At 28.0% G+C, this 13,014-nt stretch carries 25 protein-coding genes; 5 read left to right on the top strand and 20 right to left on the bottom strand.

The window, feature by feature from the left end; translation table 11 throughout:
• Positions 1 to 16 precede the first annotated feature (16 nt).
• From TVTCOM_RS12690 to TVTCOM_RS12770, 17 genes are all read right to left on the bottom strand, one after another.
• Positions 17 to 589 (bottom strand): DUF4145 domain-containing protein, encoded by a 573-nt coding sequence (locus tag TVTCOM_RS12690; RefSeq protein ID WP_434796639.1) that lies wholly within the window; start codon positions 587 to 589, stop codon positions 17 to 19.
• Between the two features lie 27 nt (positions 590 to 616).
• Positions 617 to 778, bottom strand: a complete 162-nt coding sequence (locus TVTCOM_RS12695; protein WP_434796640.1) for a hypothetical protein — start codon at positions 776 to 778, stop codon at positions 617 to 619.
• Between the two features lie 395 nt (positions 779 to 1,173).
• Positions 1,174 to 1,437 (bottom strand): hypothetical protein, encoded by a 264-nt coding sequence (locus TVTCOM_RS12700; RefSeq protein WP_434796641.1) that lies wholly within the window; start codon positions 1,435 to 1,437, stop codon positions 1,174 to 1,176.
• A 491-nt stretch (positions 1,438 to 1,928) separates the two neighbouring features.
• Complete coding sequence (locus TVTCOM_RS12705) at positions 1,929 to 2,321, bottom strand: DUF1492 domain-containing protein (RefSeq protein WP_434796642.1); 393 nt, start codon at positions 2,319 to 2,321, stop codon at positions 1,929 to 1,931.
• An 18-nt stretch (positions 2,322 to 2,339) separates the two neighbouring features.
• Entirely contained in the window at positions 2,340 to 2,552 is a 213-nt protein-coding gene (locus tag TVTCOM_RS12710; protein WP_434796643.1) for a hypothetical protein, read from the bottom strand.
• Positions 2,553 to 2,595: 43 nt separating this feature from the next.
• Positions 2,596 to 2,901, bottom strand: coding sequence for a hypothetical protein (locus TVTCOM_RS12715; protein WP_434796644.1), 306 nt, complete (start codon positions 2,899 to 2,901; stop codon positions 2,596 to 2,598).
• A gap of 1 nt (position 2,902) precedes the next feature.
• Positions 2,903 to 3,103: a hypothetical protein gene (locus TVTCOM_RS12720; protein ID WP_434796645.1), complete on the bottom strand. Its 201-nt coding sequence runs from the start codon at positions 3,101 to 3,103 to the stop codon at positions 2,903 to 2,905.
• 114 nt (positions 3,104 to 3,217) lie between these two features.
• Positions 3,218 to 3,652: a single-stranded DNA-binding protein gene (locus tag TVTCOM_RS12725; protein WP_434796646.1), complete on the bottom strand. Its 435-nt coding sequence runs from the start codon at positions 3,650 to 3,652 to the stop codon at positions 3,218 to 3,220.
• A gap of 23 nt (positions 3,653 to 3,675) precedes the next feature.
• The gene (locus TVTCOM_RS12730) at positions 3,676 to 4,089 is read right to left on the bottom strand and encodes a DUF1064 domain-containing protein (protein WP_434796647.1); all 414 of its coding nucleotides are present in this window, start codon (positions 4,087 to 4,089) and stop codon (positions 3,676 to 3,678) included.
• A gap of 3 nt (positions 4,090 to 4,092) precedes the next feature.
• Positions 4,093 to 4,785 (bottom strand): hypothetical protein, encoded by a 693-nt coding sequence (locus TVTCOM_RS12735; protein WP_434796648.1) that lies wholly within the window; start codon positions 4,783 to 4,785, stop codon positions 4,093 to 4,095.
• A 61-nt stretch (positions 4,786 to 4,846) separates the two neighbouring features.
• Complete coding sequence (locus TVTCOM_RS12740) at positions 4,847 to 5,659, bottom strand: hypothetical protein (protein WP_434796649.1); 813 nt, start codon at positions 5,657 to 5,659, stop codon at positions 4,847 to 4,849.
• A 67-nt stretch (positions 5,660 to 5,726) separates the two neighbouring features.
• Entirely contained in the window at positions 5,727 to 6,368 is a 642-nt protein-coding gene (locus TVTCOM_RS12745; protein WP_434796650.1) for an ERF family protein, read from the bottom strand.
• Positions 6,369 to 6,893 carry a siphovirus Gp157 family protein gene (locus tag TVTCOM_RS12750; RefSeq protein ID WP_434796651.1) on the bottom strand — a complete coding sequence of 175 codons (525 nt, stop codon included), beginning with the start codon at positions 6,891 to 6,893 and terminating at the stop codon, positions 6,369 to 6,371.
• A 71-nt stretch (positions 6,894 to 6,964) separates the two neighbouring features.
• Positions 6,965 to 7,270 carry a hypothetical protein gene (locus TVTCOM_RS12755; RefSeq protein WP_434796652.1) on the bottom strand — a complete coding sequence of 102 codons (306 nt, stop codon included), beginning with the start codon at positions 7,268 to 7,270 and terminating at the stop codon, positions 6,965 to 6,967.
• Positions 7,267 to 7,587, bottom strand: coding sequence for a hypothetical protein (locus TVTCOM_RS12760; protein ID WP_434796653.1), 321 nt, complete (start codon positions 7,585 to 7,587; stop codon positions 7,267 to 7,269). The genes TVTCOM_RS12755 and TVTCOM_RS12760 overlap by 4 nt, the downstream gene beginning before the upstream one ends.
• A gap of 201 nt (positions 7,588 to 7,788) precedes the next feature.
• On the bottom strand, positions 7,789 to 7,971 hold the full coding sequence (locus TVTCOM_RS12765) for a hypothetical protein (protein ID WP_434796654.1): 183 nt from the start codon (positions 7,969 to 7,971) through the stop codon (positions 7,789 to 7,791).
• 55 nt (positions 7,972 to 8,026) lie between these two features.
• Positions 8,027 to 8,218, bottom strand: coding sequence for a helix-turn-helix domain-containing protein (locus tag TVTCOM_RS12770; RefSeq protein ID WP_434799742.1), 192 nt, complete (start codon positions 8,216 to 8,218; stop codon positions 8,027 to 8,029).
• A gap of 79 nt (positions 8,219 to 8,297) precedes the next feature.
• On the opposite strand from TVTCOM_RS12770, the gene TVTCOM_RS12775 reads away from it, so the two are divergent.
• Positions 8,298 to 8,534 carry a hypothetical protein gene (locus TVTCOM_RS12775; protein WP_434796655.1) on the top strand — a complete coding sequence of 79 codons (237 nt, stop codon included), beginning with the start codon at positions 8,298 to 8,300 and terminating at the stop codon, positions 8,532 to 8,534.
• Here TVTCOM_RS12775 and TVTCOM_RS12780 read toward each other — a convergent pair.
• The 3 genes from TVTCOM_RS12780 to TVTCOM_RS12790 are packed head-to-tail and all read right to left on the bottom strand — an operon-like array spanning position 8,515 to position 9,930.
• The gene (locus TVTCOM_RS12780; protein WP_434796656.1) at positions 8,515 to 8,874 is read right to left on the bottom strand and encodes a hypothetical protein; all 360 of its coding nucleotides are present in this window, start codon (positions 8,872 to 8,874) and stop codon (positions 8,515 to 8,517) included. The genes TVTCOM_RS12775 and TVTCOM_RS12780 overlap by 20 nt on opposite strands.
• A 12-nt stretch (positions 8,875 to 8,886) precedes the next feature.
• Positions 8,887 to 9,681, bottom strand: a complete 795-nt coding sequence (locus tag TVTCOM_RS12785; protein WP_434796657.1) for an ORF6C domain-containing protein — start codon at positions 9,679 to 9,681, stop codon at positions 8,887 to 8,889.
• A gap of 18 nt (positions 9,682 to 9,699) precedes the next feature.
• The gene (locus tag TVTCOM_RS12790; protein WP_434796658.1) at positions 9,700 to 9,930 is read right to left on the bottom strand and encodes a helix-turn-helix transcriptional regulator; all 231 of its coding nucleotides are present in this window, start codon (positions 9,928 to 9,930) and stop codon (positions 9,700 to 9,702) included.
• Between the two features lie 173 nt (positions 9,931 to 10,103).
• Between TVTCOM_RS12790 and TVTCOM_RS12795 the strand changes: the two genes are divergently transcribed.
• From TVTCOM_RS12795 to TVTCOM_RS12810, 4 genes are all read left to right on the top strand, one after another.
• Complete coding sequence (locus TVTCOM_RS12795) at positions 10,104 to 10,472, top strand: helix-turn-helix domain-containing protein (protein WP_434796659.1); 369 nt, start codon at positions 10,104 to 10,106, stop codon at positions 10,470 to 10,472.
• Between the two features lie 27 nt (positions 10,473 to 10,499).
• Positions 10,500 to 11,009: an ImmA/IrrE family metallo-endopeptidase gene (locus TVTCOM_RS12800; protein WP_434796660.1), complete on the top strand. Its 510-nt coding sequence runs from the start codon at positions 10,500 to 10,502 to the stop codon at positions 11,007 to 11,009.
• 87 nt (positions 11,010 to 11,096) lie between these two features.
• Positions 11,097 to 12,239 carry a DUF262 domain-containing protein gene (locus tag TVTCOM_RS12805; RefSeq protein ID WP_434796661.1) on the top strand — a complete coding sequence of 381 codons (1,143 nt, stop codon included), beginning with the start codon at positions 11,097 to 11,099 and terminating at the stop codon, positions 12,237 to 12,239.
• Positions 12,226 to 12,978 carry an MAE_28990/MAE_18760 family HEPN-like nuclease gene (locus tag TVTCOM_RS12810; RefSeq protein ID WP_434796662.1) on the top strand — a complete coding sequence of 251 codons (753 nt, stop codon included), beginning with the start codon at positions 12,226 to 12,228 and terminating at the stop codon, positions 12,976 to 12,978. The genes TVTCOM_RS12805 and TVTCOM_RS12810 overlap by 14 nt, the downstream gene beginning before the upstream one ends.
• Positions 12,979 to 13,014: the final 36 nt, after the last annotated feature.

The raw sequence follows: 13,014 nt of genomic DNA on the forward strand, positions 1-13,014 counted from the left end.
TAGAGTTCTTTTATTTCTATTCAACCATAGCTGGAAATTCATATACTAACCTTAGTATCATTTCTACAAATTTTAATGATTTTTCAGCATCTTCCTCACTTATTATATGAATTTCATGAGTTGCTTCATTTCCTATTTTTCTAATTTGATCAACCCATTTTTTTGCATTTGGCAAAATATAATTTTTTTCATCTAACCAATTTACATAATATACAAACTTTTTATTTTCTTCAGCACCTAAGTTGACAGATATATTCATTAGCAATTTTCTACAACATAAAGCTACTGAAGTAAATGCATCTACACTAAAACAATTTCTAGCTTCGTTATATAAATCTACCACTTCTTTATGTGTTATATTCTGAATATTTGAACCAATTTTCACTCCCGGATATTGCTTTTCTTCATCATCAAAAAATGTTGGTTTATTACAATTGGGGCATATATATATGCTATATTCATAATCTGAACTACCTAACAGACCGCTTTTTTCTTTAGCATAGAAACCCTTATCATTTCCAATAATACAGCCACAATAACCACACGAAAAACTCTTATTTCTCATTTTAGACATATTAGCCCACTCCATATATTCACCTCTTTCAAGTATACAATTCTACTTTATTCGAGGTTTTCCTTGTTTTTTATTTATATTCTTAAATTTACTTTTACTTTTATCAAAATTAGGTTTCTGTTTCATTAGATCTTCATATATCCATTTATCCCTTTTTACTTCTGCTTCTTGTTCTGCTATTAAATTTGCATCAATCCATTTCATATAGTCACATCCTTAATATTTAAAAATAAAAAAAGGATGCACATTAGTACATCCAGTGAAAGGGGTTTATTATAACTATCGGGGAGAGAGTTTTCAGAATTGAACTGAAAAGTTTGGGGATAACTGCTCCTGCACTCTCATAGTGGATAGAAGTTCAGCTATACTTCTATCCTTCCGTTGTTAGTTCCAAAACATATATAATTAATTTATATAAAGAGGAGTAAAGAGTAAATCCTGCCATTAACCTATCTCTTCACAATACAATAATACTATGGATTACTCTGCAATAATCTGCAATGTTATTTGGATAAATAAAATATCAATTTCTTTGTATAAAAAAATCCTACTAGTGTACTAAGTACACTTATAGGATTTTTTATTAATCTAATTTTTAATTACTCTTCTTTACTTCCTAACTTCTTTTTCATTTTTCTAGCATCAAATTTATAAGATAAAATTAATACTATTACTCCTATTGGTAAGCATATTAAATATACCAAAGACAACATTAATAACATTAATCCTAAAACTAAAAGCAATGCTTTCACTAGAAAATTATAAGGTTTTATCTTTTTTTCATCAAGAGCATCCCAAGTACCTTTTCTCCATTCCGTTGGATCTTCTTTAAAATCTTCAAAACTTTTTTTTATTTTACTCATTAAAAACTCTCCTTAAATTTTTTACATTATATTACTCGTTCATATTGCAATCTAGCCCTTATTATGCTTTCCCATATTTTCATAATAAACAATGTAGTAATACTATTAAATAACTTAGGTTATTAGCTAATATACATTTCAGAAGACCGATTCAGACAACTACTATAGATATGTTTTGCTATCTTATTATTAAACACCCAATATATTTACCATTATATGTAATATATGTAAAGTATTGTTATATTTTGCATTATAAATTATAACATTATTTATATTTTTATCATATATAATGTCTCATATATAGCATGAAATAATCATATTTTCAGGAATTTATCTTATATTTTATCAAATAAATTATAATTTTGTTACTTTTATATTTTCTAAACTTACTAATATCACTATTATACAGAAGTTTTCCACAAGTTCTAAAGTAATATAAACTCCTTGTAATTAAAAAAGAAGTAGATTATAAAATCCACCCCTTTTGCTTTCTATGCTATTTTCTTTAATGCTGAACTATGTATGTTATTCGCTTGTCTTTCACTATAATTCATTTTTTGAGCTATCTGGAACATTCTTAAATTATCTATATATCTATATCTCATTAATACTCTTTCTGTTGCTCCTAAACTTTCTATTGTATCCTCTATTTCCGATATTTTCTTTATAAGCTTGTTTGTCTTTTTATTTAAATTCTTAATAGTATCTTCTATTCTGACAAGTATATCAATCAACTCTTTACTTTCTCCTTCTGCTCGAGGCATATCTGAAATTATTTGACTTTTTATACTTGTTTTTCTTTCTTCCCAAAATACTATTTGTTCCTCAAGTTGTACAACCTCATCTTTTAGCACTGTATATTCCTTTAACTCTTCTTTTGTCATGTTGTTCCCCCTTGGTGATTATATATAGTATTCTTCTAAATCTATTTGTGGTGTAAATGTTGAACTCCCACAATTATCACATTTATACTTTTTAAATCCAGTTTCCTTGTCAACTTCCACTGTTATTTCACCTTCATTTTTTACTACATTACAATTGCTACATCTAAGCTCCATTGAATTTTCTTTTTTATTTTTTAAATATATAACATTGCCAACTTTTCTTTTTATCATTATTTCCCCCTCTTTAATTTTATTGACCTTTAAGTATTAAATGCTATTCCGATTTCATTCTTAAAAGTTGTCTATTTATTTTGTAATCTTTTATTTCTTCTATATCTTCATCCTTTATATTTAATAAATATTTAACTTGTTCAAAAACTACATAAACATCTGCTATTTCACTTTTTATTTCCTCAAGTGTCTTAGCCTTATCTGTACTTTCTCTATGTTTGCATATTGCCTGTTGAAGTTCTGCCATTTCTTCTATTAATTTAATACTTTGCCTATCATAACCATAATGTAGTGCTATCTTTTTTATTCTCTGCTCCCTATTATCCAGATGTTGTGATATATATTCCATATTAATGCCTCACTAATTCAAGCCTATCATTGCGACTCAATATATACTCTATGGCTTCATCCTCTGTATCCCATTCTAAAAGTCTATATGTATCTGCATCAAAAGTTTGTCCCATTGGCATATTTCTACCTTCAAAGTTTACAATCACATTGTATTTATTTAATCTATTTTTTACTACTTTAGCTTTTAATTTGTTATTCATATTTCCTCATTTTCTCCTACTTATCAACATTTTTGTCAATCTTTTTTCCTAACATTCGACAAATGTTAGCTATTTAGGTTGCTCTTGAAATAAATGAATTATTTTATTTCATATCTAAAATGGTATCTCGTCATCATCTATCGCTTGAAAACCATTTGGATCTAATCCTTTTGGTGGTTCATAACTTGGTTGAAAAGTTTGATTATTTTCTCCTGATACAGTTTCATCATTCTTAGTTCCAGCTAGAAATTCAAGTTTATCAACTTTAACTTTTGTATACTTTCTTGTTTCCCCATCTTTGTCGTAAGTATCTATGTTTAATTCTCCTTCAACTAGAACTAACTTGCCTTTGGTAACATACTGGCATAAGTTCTCACAATGTTTACCTATAGCCTCACAATTTATAAAATCAACCTTTTTATTATTCTTATCCTTTTGATATGCCCTTTCTACTGCTAATGTATATACCATCTTGGGTGTCCCTGTATTTGGTATAAAACTTAATTCTGCATCTTTTGTAAGTCTTCCAGACATTATTAATTTATTCATATTTCTATTTCTCCTATTGTTTATTAAGCTGTTTTTTTAGCTACTTTTCTCTTTTTTTTCAAATCATCATAATTAATCCATCCATTTTCATCTCCATATTTAATGCTCTTTTGTATCCATGTGAGCTTTTCATCAAATAGGTAATCGAACATCTTTTTTCTCATAATACCTTGCTGTGTTTCCATTCCTTTAACATCCACGTATTCAACATCACCATTATTATGATATATTGCAAAATCTACTGTATAAGTTATGGCTCTATGAGTTTTACCATATTTTTTAAAACTTGGCTGTAGCTCAAATTTATGCTGCAATCCAAAGTCTTTTATTTTACCCTCTTCTTTTAATTTCTTAAGATAAAGATAATATTCTGCCTCATGTTTACTATCAAATTTAATTCCATCTACAACTACTTTTTTATTTTTGTATTTATTCATTAATTATGCTCCAATCTCCAATTTATCTGATATATACAAATTTAAATAATATTCAAGTTGACCTTTATTTTTCATATGCCTTAAAACATTACTACAACTTTCTGCACTTCTTCCAAGACATGCTCCAATATATTTCCAAGTCTTATCTGGTCTATTTTGAGCAACAAATGCTTTTTCTTCATCCACCCAAGGTGTTTTATGTTTATTTATATCTATATTAGGATTTAAGTACACTCTTTGAGGCTGTACTTCAACTTCTCCTGTGTCTGTTTCTAACTTATTGATAATTAACCTATTGTATAAGATTTTATTGCTCTTCGCCTTTTTAAATCGAGATTTGATATATGAGTAAGATATCTCATTCACTTCACAAAAATTCTTCATTGATTTATATATGTTTTTTTCGTTAGTCTCTAAATTTGTAACCTCTACCATTATTTTTTTAGGTCCTTTTGTATTAGTTATTCTTTTAGGTTTCTTTTCTGCTGCTTCATAAGGTGTTTTTTCTCCCCTTGCTCTCATATCATCAATTTCTTTCATTCTTTTTGTTTCTTCTTCCTTGTCTTGCAAATCTACCACTTTAATTCTTCCTGTAAAAATTGCTTCTGCTAATCTAAGATAATTTTCATATGTAGGATCTTCTTGTGCTAATGCATTTGTAACCTTATGTCTATTAAAACTAACACTACTATACATTTAATCTACTCCCCTTAGTTGATTTATCTAGGAGTAACTAATAATAAGCTACTCCTCTTTTTTAAAACTTACCTTCTTGGCTTTCTTTCAAAAGCCTTTCTAATTCATCTGGCTCATATTGACTAAAAGACTCATTTCCAGCATTATAATGAAAATTCGTAACTTTAGGTTTAAACTTTGTTACATTGTTTTTATGTGGTTTATAATCCTCTTTAATTGCTTTTATAAGAAAACCTACAACACTTTTACAATCTGTATTTTTAGTGAGTATTAACTTTTCTTCTAAATAGCTCGTATCTTTATTAACTTCTTTAAAAGCATTATGTATTTTTAAAAGTTCTTCTCCTGATAAATCAAAATAAGATTTTATTTTATTAACAACAACCAAATCATTTTCTATAGTGTTGTCCTGACCTATACTAACCTGTCCTGTCCTAACCTGTCCTGTCCTATGCAGTCCATTGGTTGTCAATTGGTTGTCCGGCGGTTGTCCTTGGGGCGTCCCACCATTAGGCTTTTTTCTGTCAGCCCTCTGTTTACTTTCTAATAATTGTACATCTGGATTAACTTGCAATATCAAATCTTTATATATACTGTCTACTTTTCTATCAGCCCTAATCTTATTATTTTCTTTCCAATCAGTTATGTAAGTTACTAAATCTTCATTTAATACCTGTACAAAATTCTTAGCTACTAGTATTTTCAAATCATCTTCTGTAGCTCCCACCATGTTCATTGTCATATATGCTTCTACAACTCCATCATCGTCAGCATTTAAACCTAAGTGAAAGTATAAGCATTGAGTACTTACTGGCATTTTTAAAAACTTAGCACTATTAATAATTCTTCTTGAGAACATTCTTCTGTCTGCCATTATCTCAACTCCCTCTGTTGTATATATTTATTTCATAAGGAAGAGAATTAACTCTTCCTTACTCTTACTAATTAGCTACTTTAATATTTTCATATCCTTCACATACTTTGTCATACTCTGTTTTAGTCAAACTAGTAACCTCTTTATTAAACTTTTTAAGTATTTGATCCTTAACCTTTTCTTTACTTATCCCCTTACTGTATGCGATTGCATAAAGTCTTTTAAGTTGTGCATCTGTTAACTTTGGATTAGTCCACTTGTTCTCAGTATTTAAACTAGTTATATTGTCTTTATCTTTATCATGCTTATTTGTGCTATCACTGTCTTTTGTATCATCTATAGCAAATAAACCATTTAAAGCATATTTTCTAGCATAACTTGATACACTTCCAGTAACCTGTGCTAGGTCCATTCCTTTTTTAGTTTCATCTTCTCTAGCTAATGCACTTACTTCTACTTTCTCTCCTGTTGCTATATCAATAAAGCTAGCTACAGCTTTTATATAAAATCTATCCCCCTCGTGAAGTATTTCATCATTTAAAGTCACGATTGCTTCAACTTCACTTAATAATGGTTTTAAACCTTCCAAAATATCCTCACAACTTCTATATGAATACTTTCCAAAAGAATTATATTGGTTCTTTGGTGCTTTTAATTTCGACTGTACTAACATTAATTTTTTATATATGTTATTACTCAATATAATCACCTACTTTTTAGCTTTTGGAACAATAAGGCTTGTCCCAGCTTCAATATGACAACCTTCTATACCTATTCCAGCTTTTATTTGTTTCTTGATAAGATTACTGTCTACTTTTACTGTTGTTGTAACTACTTCTTCTTTGTATATATTTGGTATAAGGTCCATATCATCTATTTTTAAACTTCCTGGATTATTTCTTATTGATATTTTCCCCAAATCAGTTTCAATCTTTGTTGTGCCTAATGCTTCCATACTACTTTTTAACATTGTTTTAAGCCTATCATCTTTGGCCTTAACCTGTTTCTTTAGGTCCTGTAATCTTTTAATCTCTGCATCAATTGCATCAACCTGACTATCCATATTTCTAAATGCATATATAAAACCAACTGATTTATTTTCTATTTCTTTAGCTATAATTTGATTAGCTTTTACTAAGTTCTCTGCTAGATCTTCCTCTCCAGCTTGTAAGTATTCTTCTATTAAATTATCTACTTCTAAAAAGTTAGAAGTTAATTGGTATAAACTCGTCATTTTATCTCCTCCTAAAGTATGTTATAATTAAATATCAATATTTTTGTTTTGGGCCTTTTTAGGCTCTTTTTTTATATAACCCCAACACAAGGGATATTATCGTTTACTACATCATATAAAATGTCATATTGCTTACTATCCTCTTGCAACATATCATTTATCTCTCTTAGTTCGTCTCGGTACTCTTTTAATTGAACTTCTGCCATTGCCTTTGCTACTCTCCAATACTCATTATTTTTAACTTCATAAGTATCTTCTGTATCTGGCCAAGCTTGAAATTTGTTTCTTTCAAGCTCACAAACTTTTATAAATTCTTCTTTTGCTACAATCTTAGATTTTATACTGTCTATTACATGATCCAAAATCCAGTTACTCATTTTTCCACATCCTTATTTATATAATATTTTTTCATTCTTCTTTTTCTAGCACATGGTCTACATTCATAACCAAAACCATTTTTATAATTTTTATTAATATAAAAGTTATCTGAATTAGCTTCTAATATTTGCTTACAAGTGCTGCACTTTTGATATCCAAATTCTTGATATGTACCTCTAACAAACCCTTTTCTGTGCGCTAGATTATAAAGTTCTCTAACACTCATATTAAAATGTTCCGCAATTTCCTTAGCATTATTAAAAGGATTTTCATACAGTTCCTTTAACTCCCACAATTTATCTTTTGTCCAAATCATTATCCGCTCCTATCTACTGAAACCTTTTAAAACTCCATCATGTATAATGAAATACATTCCTAATGAAGCAAAATATATACACTGTTCTAGTGTTATACTTTTTATATCAACTATTTTTAAATCCATTTTAAAGTACCCCCTGCTTGTCCTATTTTTATCGATTCAAGGCCATAGCCTTTTATCTTTTGAAGATATATATCGTTAAATACTAGCTTGTTTCTTTGTTGCTATAGAATAAGCAATTCTACTCGCTTTTTCAGATATATCATCTAGTATTATTTGTTTTTCTTCTTCAGTCATTTTTCTTCCAAGCCTTGCTTCATTTTCAGGAGATACTATAAATACTCTTGTCTTTCCGACTCTATACTCTGCATCATATTTCATATAAACACCCCCATATAAATACTTATGTTTATAAAAATTTGTCCTATTCTAATTCTTATTTAACTAATTCATCTATTGTAATTCCAAGGTAATCAGCTATAGCTTTTACTGTATAAACTCCTGGATTTAAATTCTTACCTTGTATTATTTTATATATGTTGCTTACTGGTATATCTGCTTCTTTAGATAATTTATGTATACTTATGTTTCTTTCTTTTAAAATCACTCTCAATCTGTCATTTATCATCACTTTTTGTCCCCCCTTCTGATATAATTTTTATATGGAATATTTTCCAAATAATTCAAGAAAGGTGGTGAAAATTTCTATGTTTGAATACGTATTTACACAAGATAATACAGTTCATACAGAGGGATTCTGCAAAGATTTTCAAGAAATAAAGCAGGAATTTTTAAAACAGACTCCAGAATGTAATCATATACGTTCTATTTATCCAAATGGCTTTATTTTAGAAACTGAGCAATATAGTGATAAAATAATCATTCGAACTAATTGGGAACTTTTAAAAAATGACGATGGCTCTTTTAATGTAATTCAACCTTAATGCCATCATTTTTTTGTTCTACAACCGAATAGATATTTTTGCTTTTAACTTTGCAAATAATACTATCAGAAATTATTTTTACTATAGAATTTTCTAATTCTAAAATAATTTGCTGCTCTTGAGCTTGCCCTTCTTGAGCAGTTTTTTCATTAGATTCTCTTAATATTAATCCATCGCTATAAAATACTTTCTTTACTTCTTCCATGCAATTATCTATCTCTTGTGCTGACATACTATTTTTTATTGCAAAGTCCAAAACTAAATTAACTAACTCTGAATTCCTTTTTTCTATAGAAATCATTTCTTCTTTACTTGAAAACACTCTTGAATTATTTTCCATACCTCCTGCCTCCTAATTAAAACTTATTTGTCTAACATTATCTGTAACTAAATGTAGCTGCATATTTTTAAGTGTTATGTCCTGTTCTAGTTTGTAAGGTACTTTATAATTAACAACTATTTTTAAAGCACTTTCCAATTCTCTTCTTTTGATGGACTCATATCTGCTTACTTCAAACTCTCTTTTAATCTGACTTTGAATATCACTATAGACCTTAGCTCTCAAAGATTTATCATTGTAAGCTGGTGACTTATATCCTCCAAGTACTTTAGTGCCTCTTTGTCTTACCACTTTCTGCAACTCTTTGCATTCAGTTTGGAACAATGGTATATCTCCTTTAAAATCTTCAAACTCATTTTTTACTTCTTCTATCTTATTATCTTGTTCCTCAATAGCCTTAAATTGTAATCTCAATAAATCCATAGTTCCTAAAGGTTTAGCTTGTTGCTTTAATTTATTCTCGAGTGCTTCTATGTACTGTTGTGTTTTATATCTTACTAATGCACTTTCTTTATTAAGCATCTGCATTATCCATGATTTACTCATTTTGTAACAAGGTCTCTCTTGACTATTTTTATCTAAGTATGACCCGCGCGAAATTTTTCGCTCGTCTATTTCTGTTCCTGCTTTTTCAAGTGTTCCAAGTTCATTTCTTATACTTGCCATGAAATCATTATGTCTCTTTTCTATTGTATTTCCTTCTTCTAATCTAAATTTATTTATTAAGTCAACTACCTCTAAACTTGTCATTGTTGCTTCTTGGTTACTATCTATTACTTTAAAACTTTGATATAAACTGCTGTTCATTTCTTAATCCTCCTTTAACTAAAGATATTTGTTTCGTTTGTGTGAACTCGAATTGTATAAAAAAAGTTCATCTAATGATTTTTCTAATACAATACTTAAAGTTATCATTTCATTTTCAGTAAATTGCCTCTTACCATTTTCTTTCAAATTATATGTAGGCTCAGATACGCCTAATTTTGAAGCAATTTGACCTTGCGTATAGCCTTTTTCAGCTCTTCCTGCTTTGATCATATTTTTTCTCAATGTCACTTTCTCCCTTTCTTTGTTTAGTTTGTGTTAACTTTTATATTTTAATTATATTCACAGTAACGAAACTTGTCAATAATAAGTTTATTATTTTGTTAACTTATTTTTAAATTAGTTATGGAAAGTTTACGTTTACGTTAATTTGTAATAATATATTAATAAAGGAGGTGTTGTTTATGGCAACTTTCGGAATACGATTTAAAGAATTAAGAAATGAAAAAAAATTAACACAAGATGAACTTGTAGAAAACTTCAACAAAAAATACAATACGAGATTTAATAAGTCTACTATTTCTCAATATGAAAATAATAAAAGAAAGCCTGAAGTCAATATTTTAGAGAATTGGGCAGATTTTTTCGATGTATCTATCGATTATCTATTAGGTAGAAATGATGAAAGAAATCACAAAAAAGAAATTAACAATGCGACAACTATAGCTGCTCATAGGATTGGGGATATTGAACAGCTTCCAGATGATGCAATTGACGAAATAAATAACTATATTGATTTAATGAGATTAAAATATTTAAAAGATAAGAAATAAATATCTTAGATTATTAGAGGGGGGAATATGGACAAATTAGAAAAACTTTTGCAAGTTGTATCTGATGAAAATATTATATTACACTATGATAATTCTCTTCCTTATCAATTGGAAGGATTATATGTAAATATAAAAGATGTAGGTCCTGCTATTTTCCTTTTAAATAGCCTTAAGCAAAATAAATCTAGACATGTTGAAATATTGGGTGAAGAGTTAGGACACCATTTTACAAGTGTAGGTGACAGCATTTGTAATGCTGCTACATATAGAGATCAATTAGATATACTTAAATGCGAAAAAAAAGCTACCGATTGGAGCACTAATTATATAATAACAAACAATGAACTAATTAAAGCTTTAGAATATGGATGTAATTCATTTTATGAAATCTCAGAGTTTCTAAATGTTAATGAATTTATAGTAAGAGATAAATTTGAATACTTAGCTAGAAAAAGTAGTACAGGCTATGTTCAATTAGGTAGTTATAAGGTTATACTTACTAATTTACCTAATATCTATTTGTATAAAGAACTATGATAAAAATAAGTAAAAGATATATAATTTTTATTTAACTAAAAACCATAATATCTTAATAATTTATATACATTTTAGGAGGTAACAAAAATGACAAAGATAAATAACCTCAGAGATGAGATAATTGCAAAAAGGGGTGAAATATATACAAATCAAATGACAATGTCAGTTGGAGAATTAATAAGTTTATATAATGATAAAGAAATTAATCTTGAACCAGCATTTCAAAGAGTTTTTAGATGGAGTGAAGAACAAGAAACTAATTTTATAGAGTCCATCCTTTTAGGTTATCCTATACCCTCAATTTTTGTTCTTCAACGTGAAGATGGTATATGGGATGTAATTGATGGCGTTCAAAGACTTTCAACTATATATCATTTTGTAGGAATATTAATTGACTCTGAAACTAGTGAACTAGAAAAACCTTTACAACTAAAAAAAGCTAAAATTTTAACTTATTTAGAAAATAAATTTTTTAACTCTAATAACAAAGAGGAATCATTAGATAGTGCTTCAAGAATAGATTTTAAACGTTCAATAATACCTGTAATACTCATAAAACACAATAGCGAAGAGCGCTCTAAGTTTGAGTTATTTAAAAGACTTAATACTGGAGGCTCTCATCTAAGTAAACAAGAAATAAGAAATGCACTTATACTAATGTCAAATGATGATGTTTACAATAAATTATCAGATTATTGTGAGCGTGATTATTATCAAGAATTTTTGAATTTATCTGATACAAAATCTGAAACAAGAATGGACATGGATATATTAACAAGATTTTTAGTTATGAGGAATTATAAAAATATTGAAAGTGTTAGAAATTCTGAAGATATTAATGAATTTATGGATAATGCGATATGTGATATTATATCAGATAAAAGCTACTCTGTTGACCATGATATTTCAACCTTCGATACGCTTATTAAGTTTTTATCAACTAATATTAGTGATGATTATGGATTCAAAGTATATAACCAAAATGAAGAAAAATATAAAGGTGGATTTAATTGGGTAGCATTCGAAACTATAGCATGGGGTCTTACTGTTATTAATGATTTATCTATATTAGATAATTATACAAAGGAGATAGTTGATACAATAAAATCTATAAAAGGCACTGGTGAATTTATTAGAAGCAAAGGCAAATCAAATGTTAAAGTAATAGAAAGATTAAAACTTGCAAAAGAAGAAGCAGAAAGGTTGTTTAATTACAGTGAATTGCATTAATACAAATGAATGTATTGTAGATGAGTTTATAGATAAATTAGATAATGAATTATCTATAAGAAAAAAAGATTTATCAAGTCTAAAAGAAATTATAGACTCTACAAATAATCTCAATAATAAATTCACACTAATGAGAAGTACCTATCCTTCTTTGTATGCTCATTATGAAGGTTTTTTAAAAAGTTCATTTTGGTATTTAATAGATTCTATAAAAAATACCAATACTAGTTTAATAAACTTAAATCCTAATTTTATAATTCTTTCATTAGTACCTAGTTTAGAAGCACATTTAGTAAAACAAGTTTCTAAATCTAATGCTATGGTTTCTGTATTTGATAAAGTTTTTAATGGTAACATAAATATATTTGATGCTATGTTAAAAGACAAGTATGTTATTAATCACGATACATTACAATCAACTTTTGATCTTCTTGGTATAGATTATAATAATCTAAATTGTTCTGAATTTGATAACAAAAATTTTCCACTTACAGAACTTGGCATTTTATATGACCGTAGAAACGGATTAGCTCATGGTGAAGTAAGCCCTAATACATTTAAAGTTTTTTCTCTATCAAAATCATCAGATATAAACACAAATCAAGTAAATACTGCTTATACATTTTGGATTGATGGGTATGACAATGTGATTTCATCTTTGGAATTATTAAAAAATATATTTTTAGACTATTTAATAGAAGAAAAATACTTAGGTAATCTTTCTCCTATAGCTTTTTAAGTTGAACTATAGTAGAATTATAAATGAATATATATG

Origin of the sequence: Terrisporobacter vanillatitrophus, assembly GCF_051148895.1 — a bacterium.
Classification (GTDB): Bacteria; Bacillota; Clostridia; order Peptostreptococcales; family Peptostreptococcaceae; genus Terrisporobacter; species Terrisporobacter vanillatitrophus.

Coding starts and splice junctions, on each gene's coding strand:
- TVTCOM_RS12750 (WP_434796651.1), bottom strand. CDS start 6,893: ATGACGAGTTTATACCAATTAACTTCTAACTTTTTAGAAGTAGATAAT.
- TVTCOM_RS12740 (WP_434796649.1), bottom strand. CDS start 5,659: ATGGCAGACAGAAGAATGTTCTCAAGAAGAATTATTAATAGTGCTAAG.
- TVTCOM_RS12690 (WP_434796639.1), bottom strand. CDS start 589: ATGGAGTGGGCTAATATGTCTAAAATGAGAAATAAGAGTTTTTCGTGT.
- TVTCOM_RS12725 (WP_434796646.1), bottom strand. CDS start 3,652: ATGAATAAATTAATAATGTCTGGAAGACTTACAAAAGATGCAGAATTA.
- TVTCOM_RS12700 (WP_434796641.1), bottom strand. CDS start 1,437: ATGAGTAAAATAAAAAAAAGTTTTGAAGATTTTAAAGAAGATCCAACG.
- TVTCOM_RS12720 (WP_434796645.1), bottom strand. CDS start 3,103: ATGAATAACAAATTAAAAGCTAAAGTAGTAAAAAATAGATTAAATAAA.
- TVTCOM_RS12795 (WP_434796659.1), top strand. CDS start 10,104: ATGGCAACTTTCGGAATACGATTTAAAGAATTAAGAAATGAAAAAAAA.
- TVTCOM_RS12800 (WP_434796660.1), top strand. CDS start 10,500: ATGGACAAATTAGAAAAACTTTTGCAAGTTGTATCTGATGAAAATATT.
- TVTCOM_RS12715 (WP_434796644.1), bottom strand. CDS start 2,901: ATGGAATATATATCACAACATCTGGATAATAGGGAGCAGAGAATAAAA.
- TVTCOM_RS12805 (WP_434796661.1), top strand. CDS start 11,097: ATGACAAAGATAAATAACCTCAGAGATGAGATAATTGCAAAAAGGGGT.
- TVTCOM_RS12780 (WP_434796656.1), bottom strand. CDS start 8,874: ATGGAAAATAATTCAAGAGTGTTTTCAAGTAAAGAAGAAATGATTTCT.
- TVTCOM_RS12735 (WP_434796648.1), bottom strand. CDS start 4,785: ATGTATAGTAGTGTTAGTTTTAATAGACATAAGGTTACAAATGCATTA.
- TVTCOM_RS12785 (WP_434796657.1), bottom strand. CDS start 9,681: ATGAACAGCAGTTTATATCAAAGTTTTAAAGTAATAGATAGTAACCAA.
- TVTCOM_RS12760 (WP_434796653.1), bottom strand. CDS start 7,587: ATGATTTGGACAAAAGATAAATTGTGGGAGTTAAAGGAACTGTATGAA.
- TVTCOM_RS12710 (WP_434796643.1), bottom strand. CDS start 2,552: ATGATAAAAAGAAAAGTTGGCAATGTTATATATTTAAAAAATAAAAAA.
- TVTCOM_RS12705 (WP_434796642.1), bottom strand. CDS start 2,321: ATGACAAAAGAAGAGTTAAAGGAATATACAGTGCTAAAAGATGAGGTT.
- TVTCOM_RS12695 (WP_434796640.1), bottom strand. CDS start 778: ATGAAATGGATTGATGCAAATTTAATAGCAGAACAAGAAGCAGAAGTA.
- TVTCOM_RS12755 (WP_434796652.1), bottom strand. CDS start 7,270: ATGAGTAACTGGATTTTGGATCATGTAATAGACAGTATAAAATCTAAG.
- TVTCOM_RS12765 (WP_434796654.1), bottom strand. CDS start 7,971: ATGAAATATGATGCAGAGTATAGAGTCGGAAAGACAAGAGTATTTATA.
- TVTCOM_RS12775 (WP_434796655.1), top strand. CDS start 8,298: ATGTTTGAATACGTATTTACACAAGATAATACAGTTCATACAGAGGGA.
- TVTCOM_RS12730 (WP_434796647.1), bottom strand. CDS start 4,089: ATGAATAAATACAAAAATAAAAAAGTAGTTGTAGATGGAATTAAATTT.
- TVTCOM_RS12770 (WP_434799742.1), bottom strand. CDS start 8,218: ATGATAAATGACAGATTGAGAGTGATTTTAAAAGAAAGAAACATAAGT.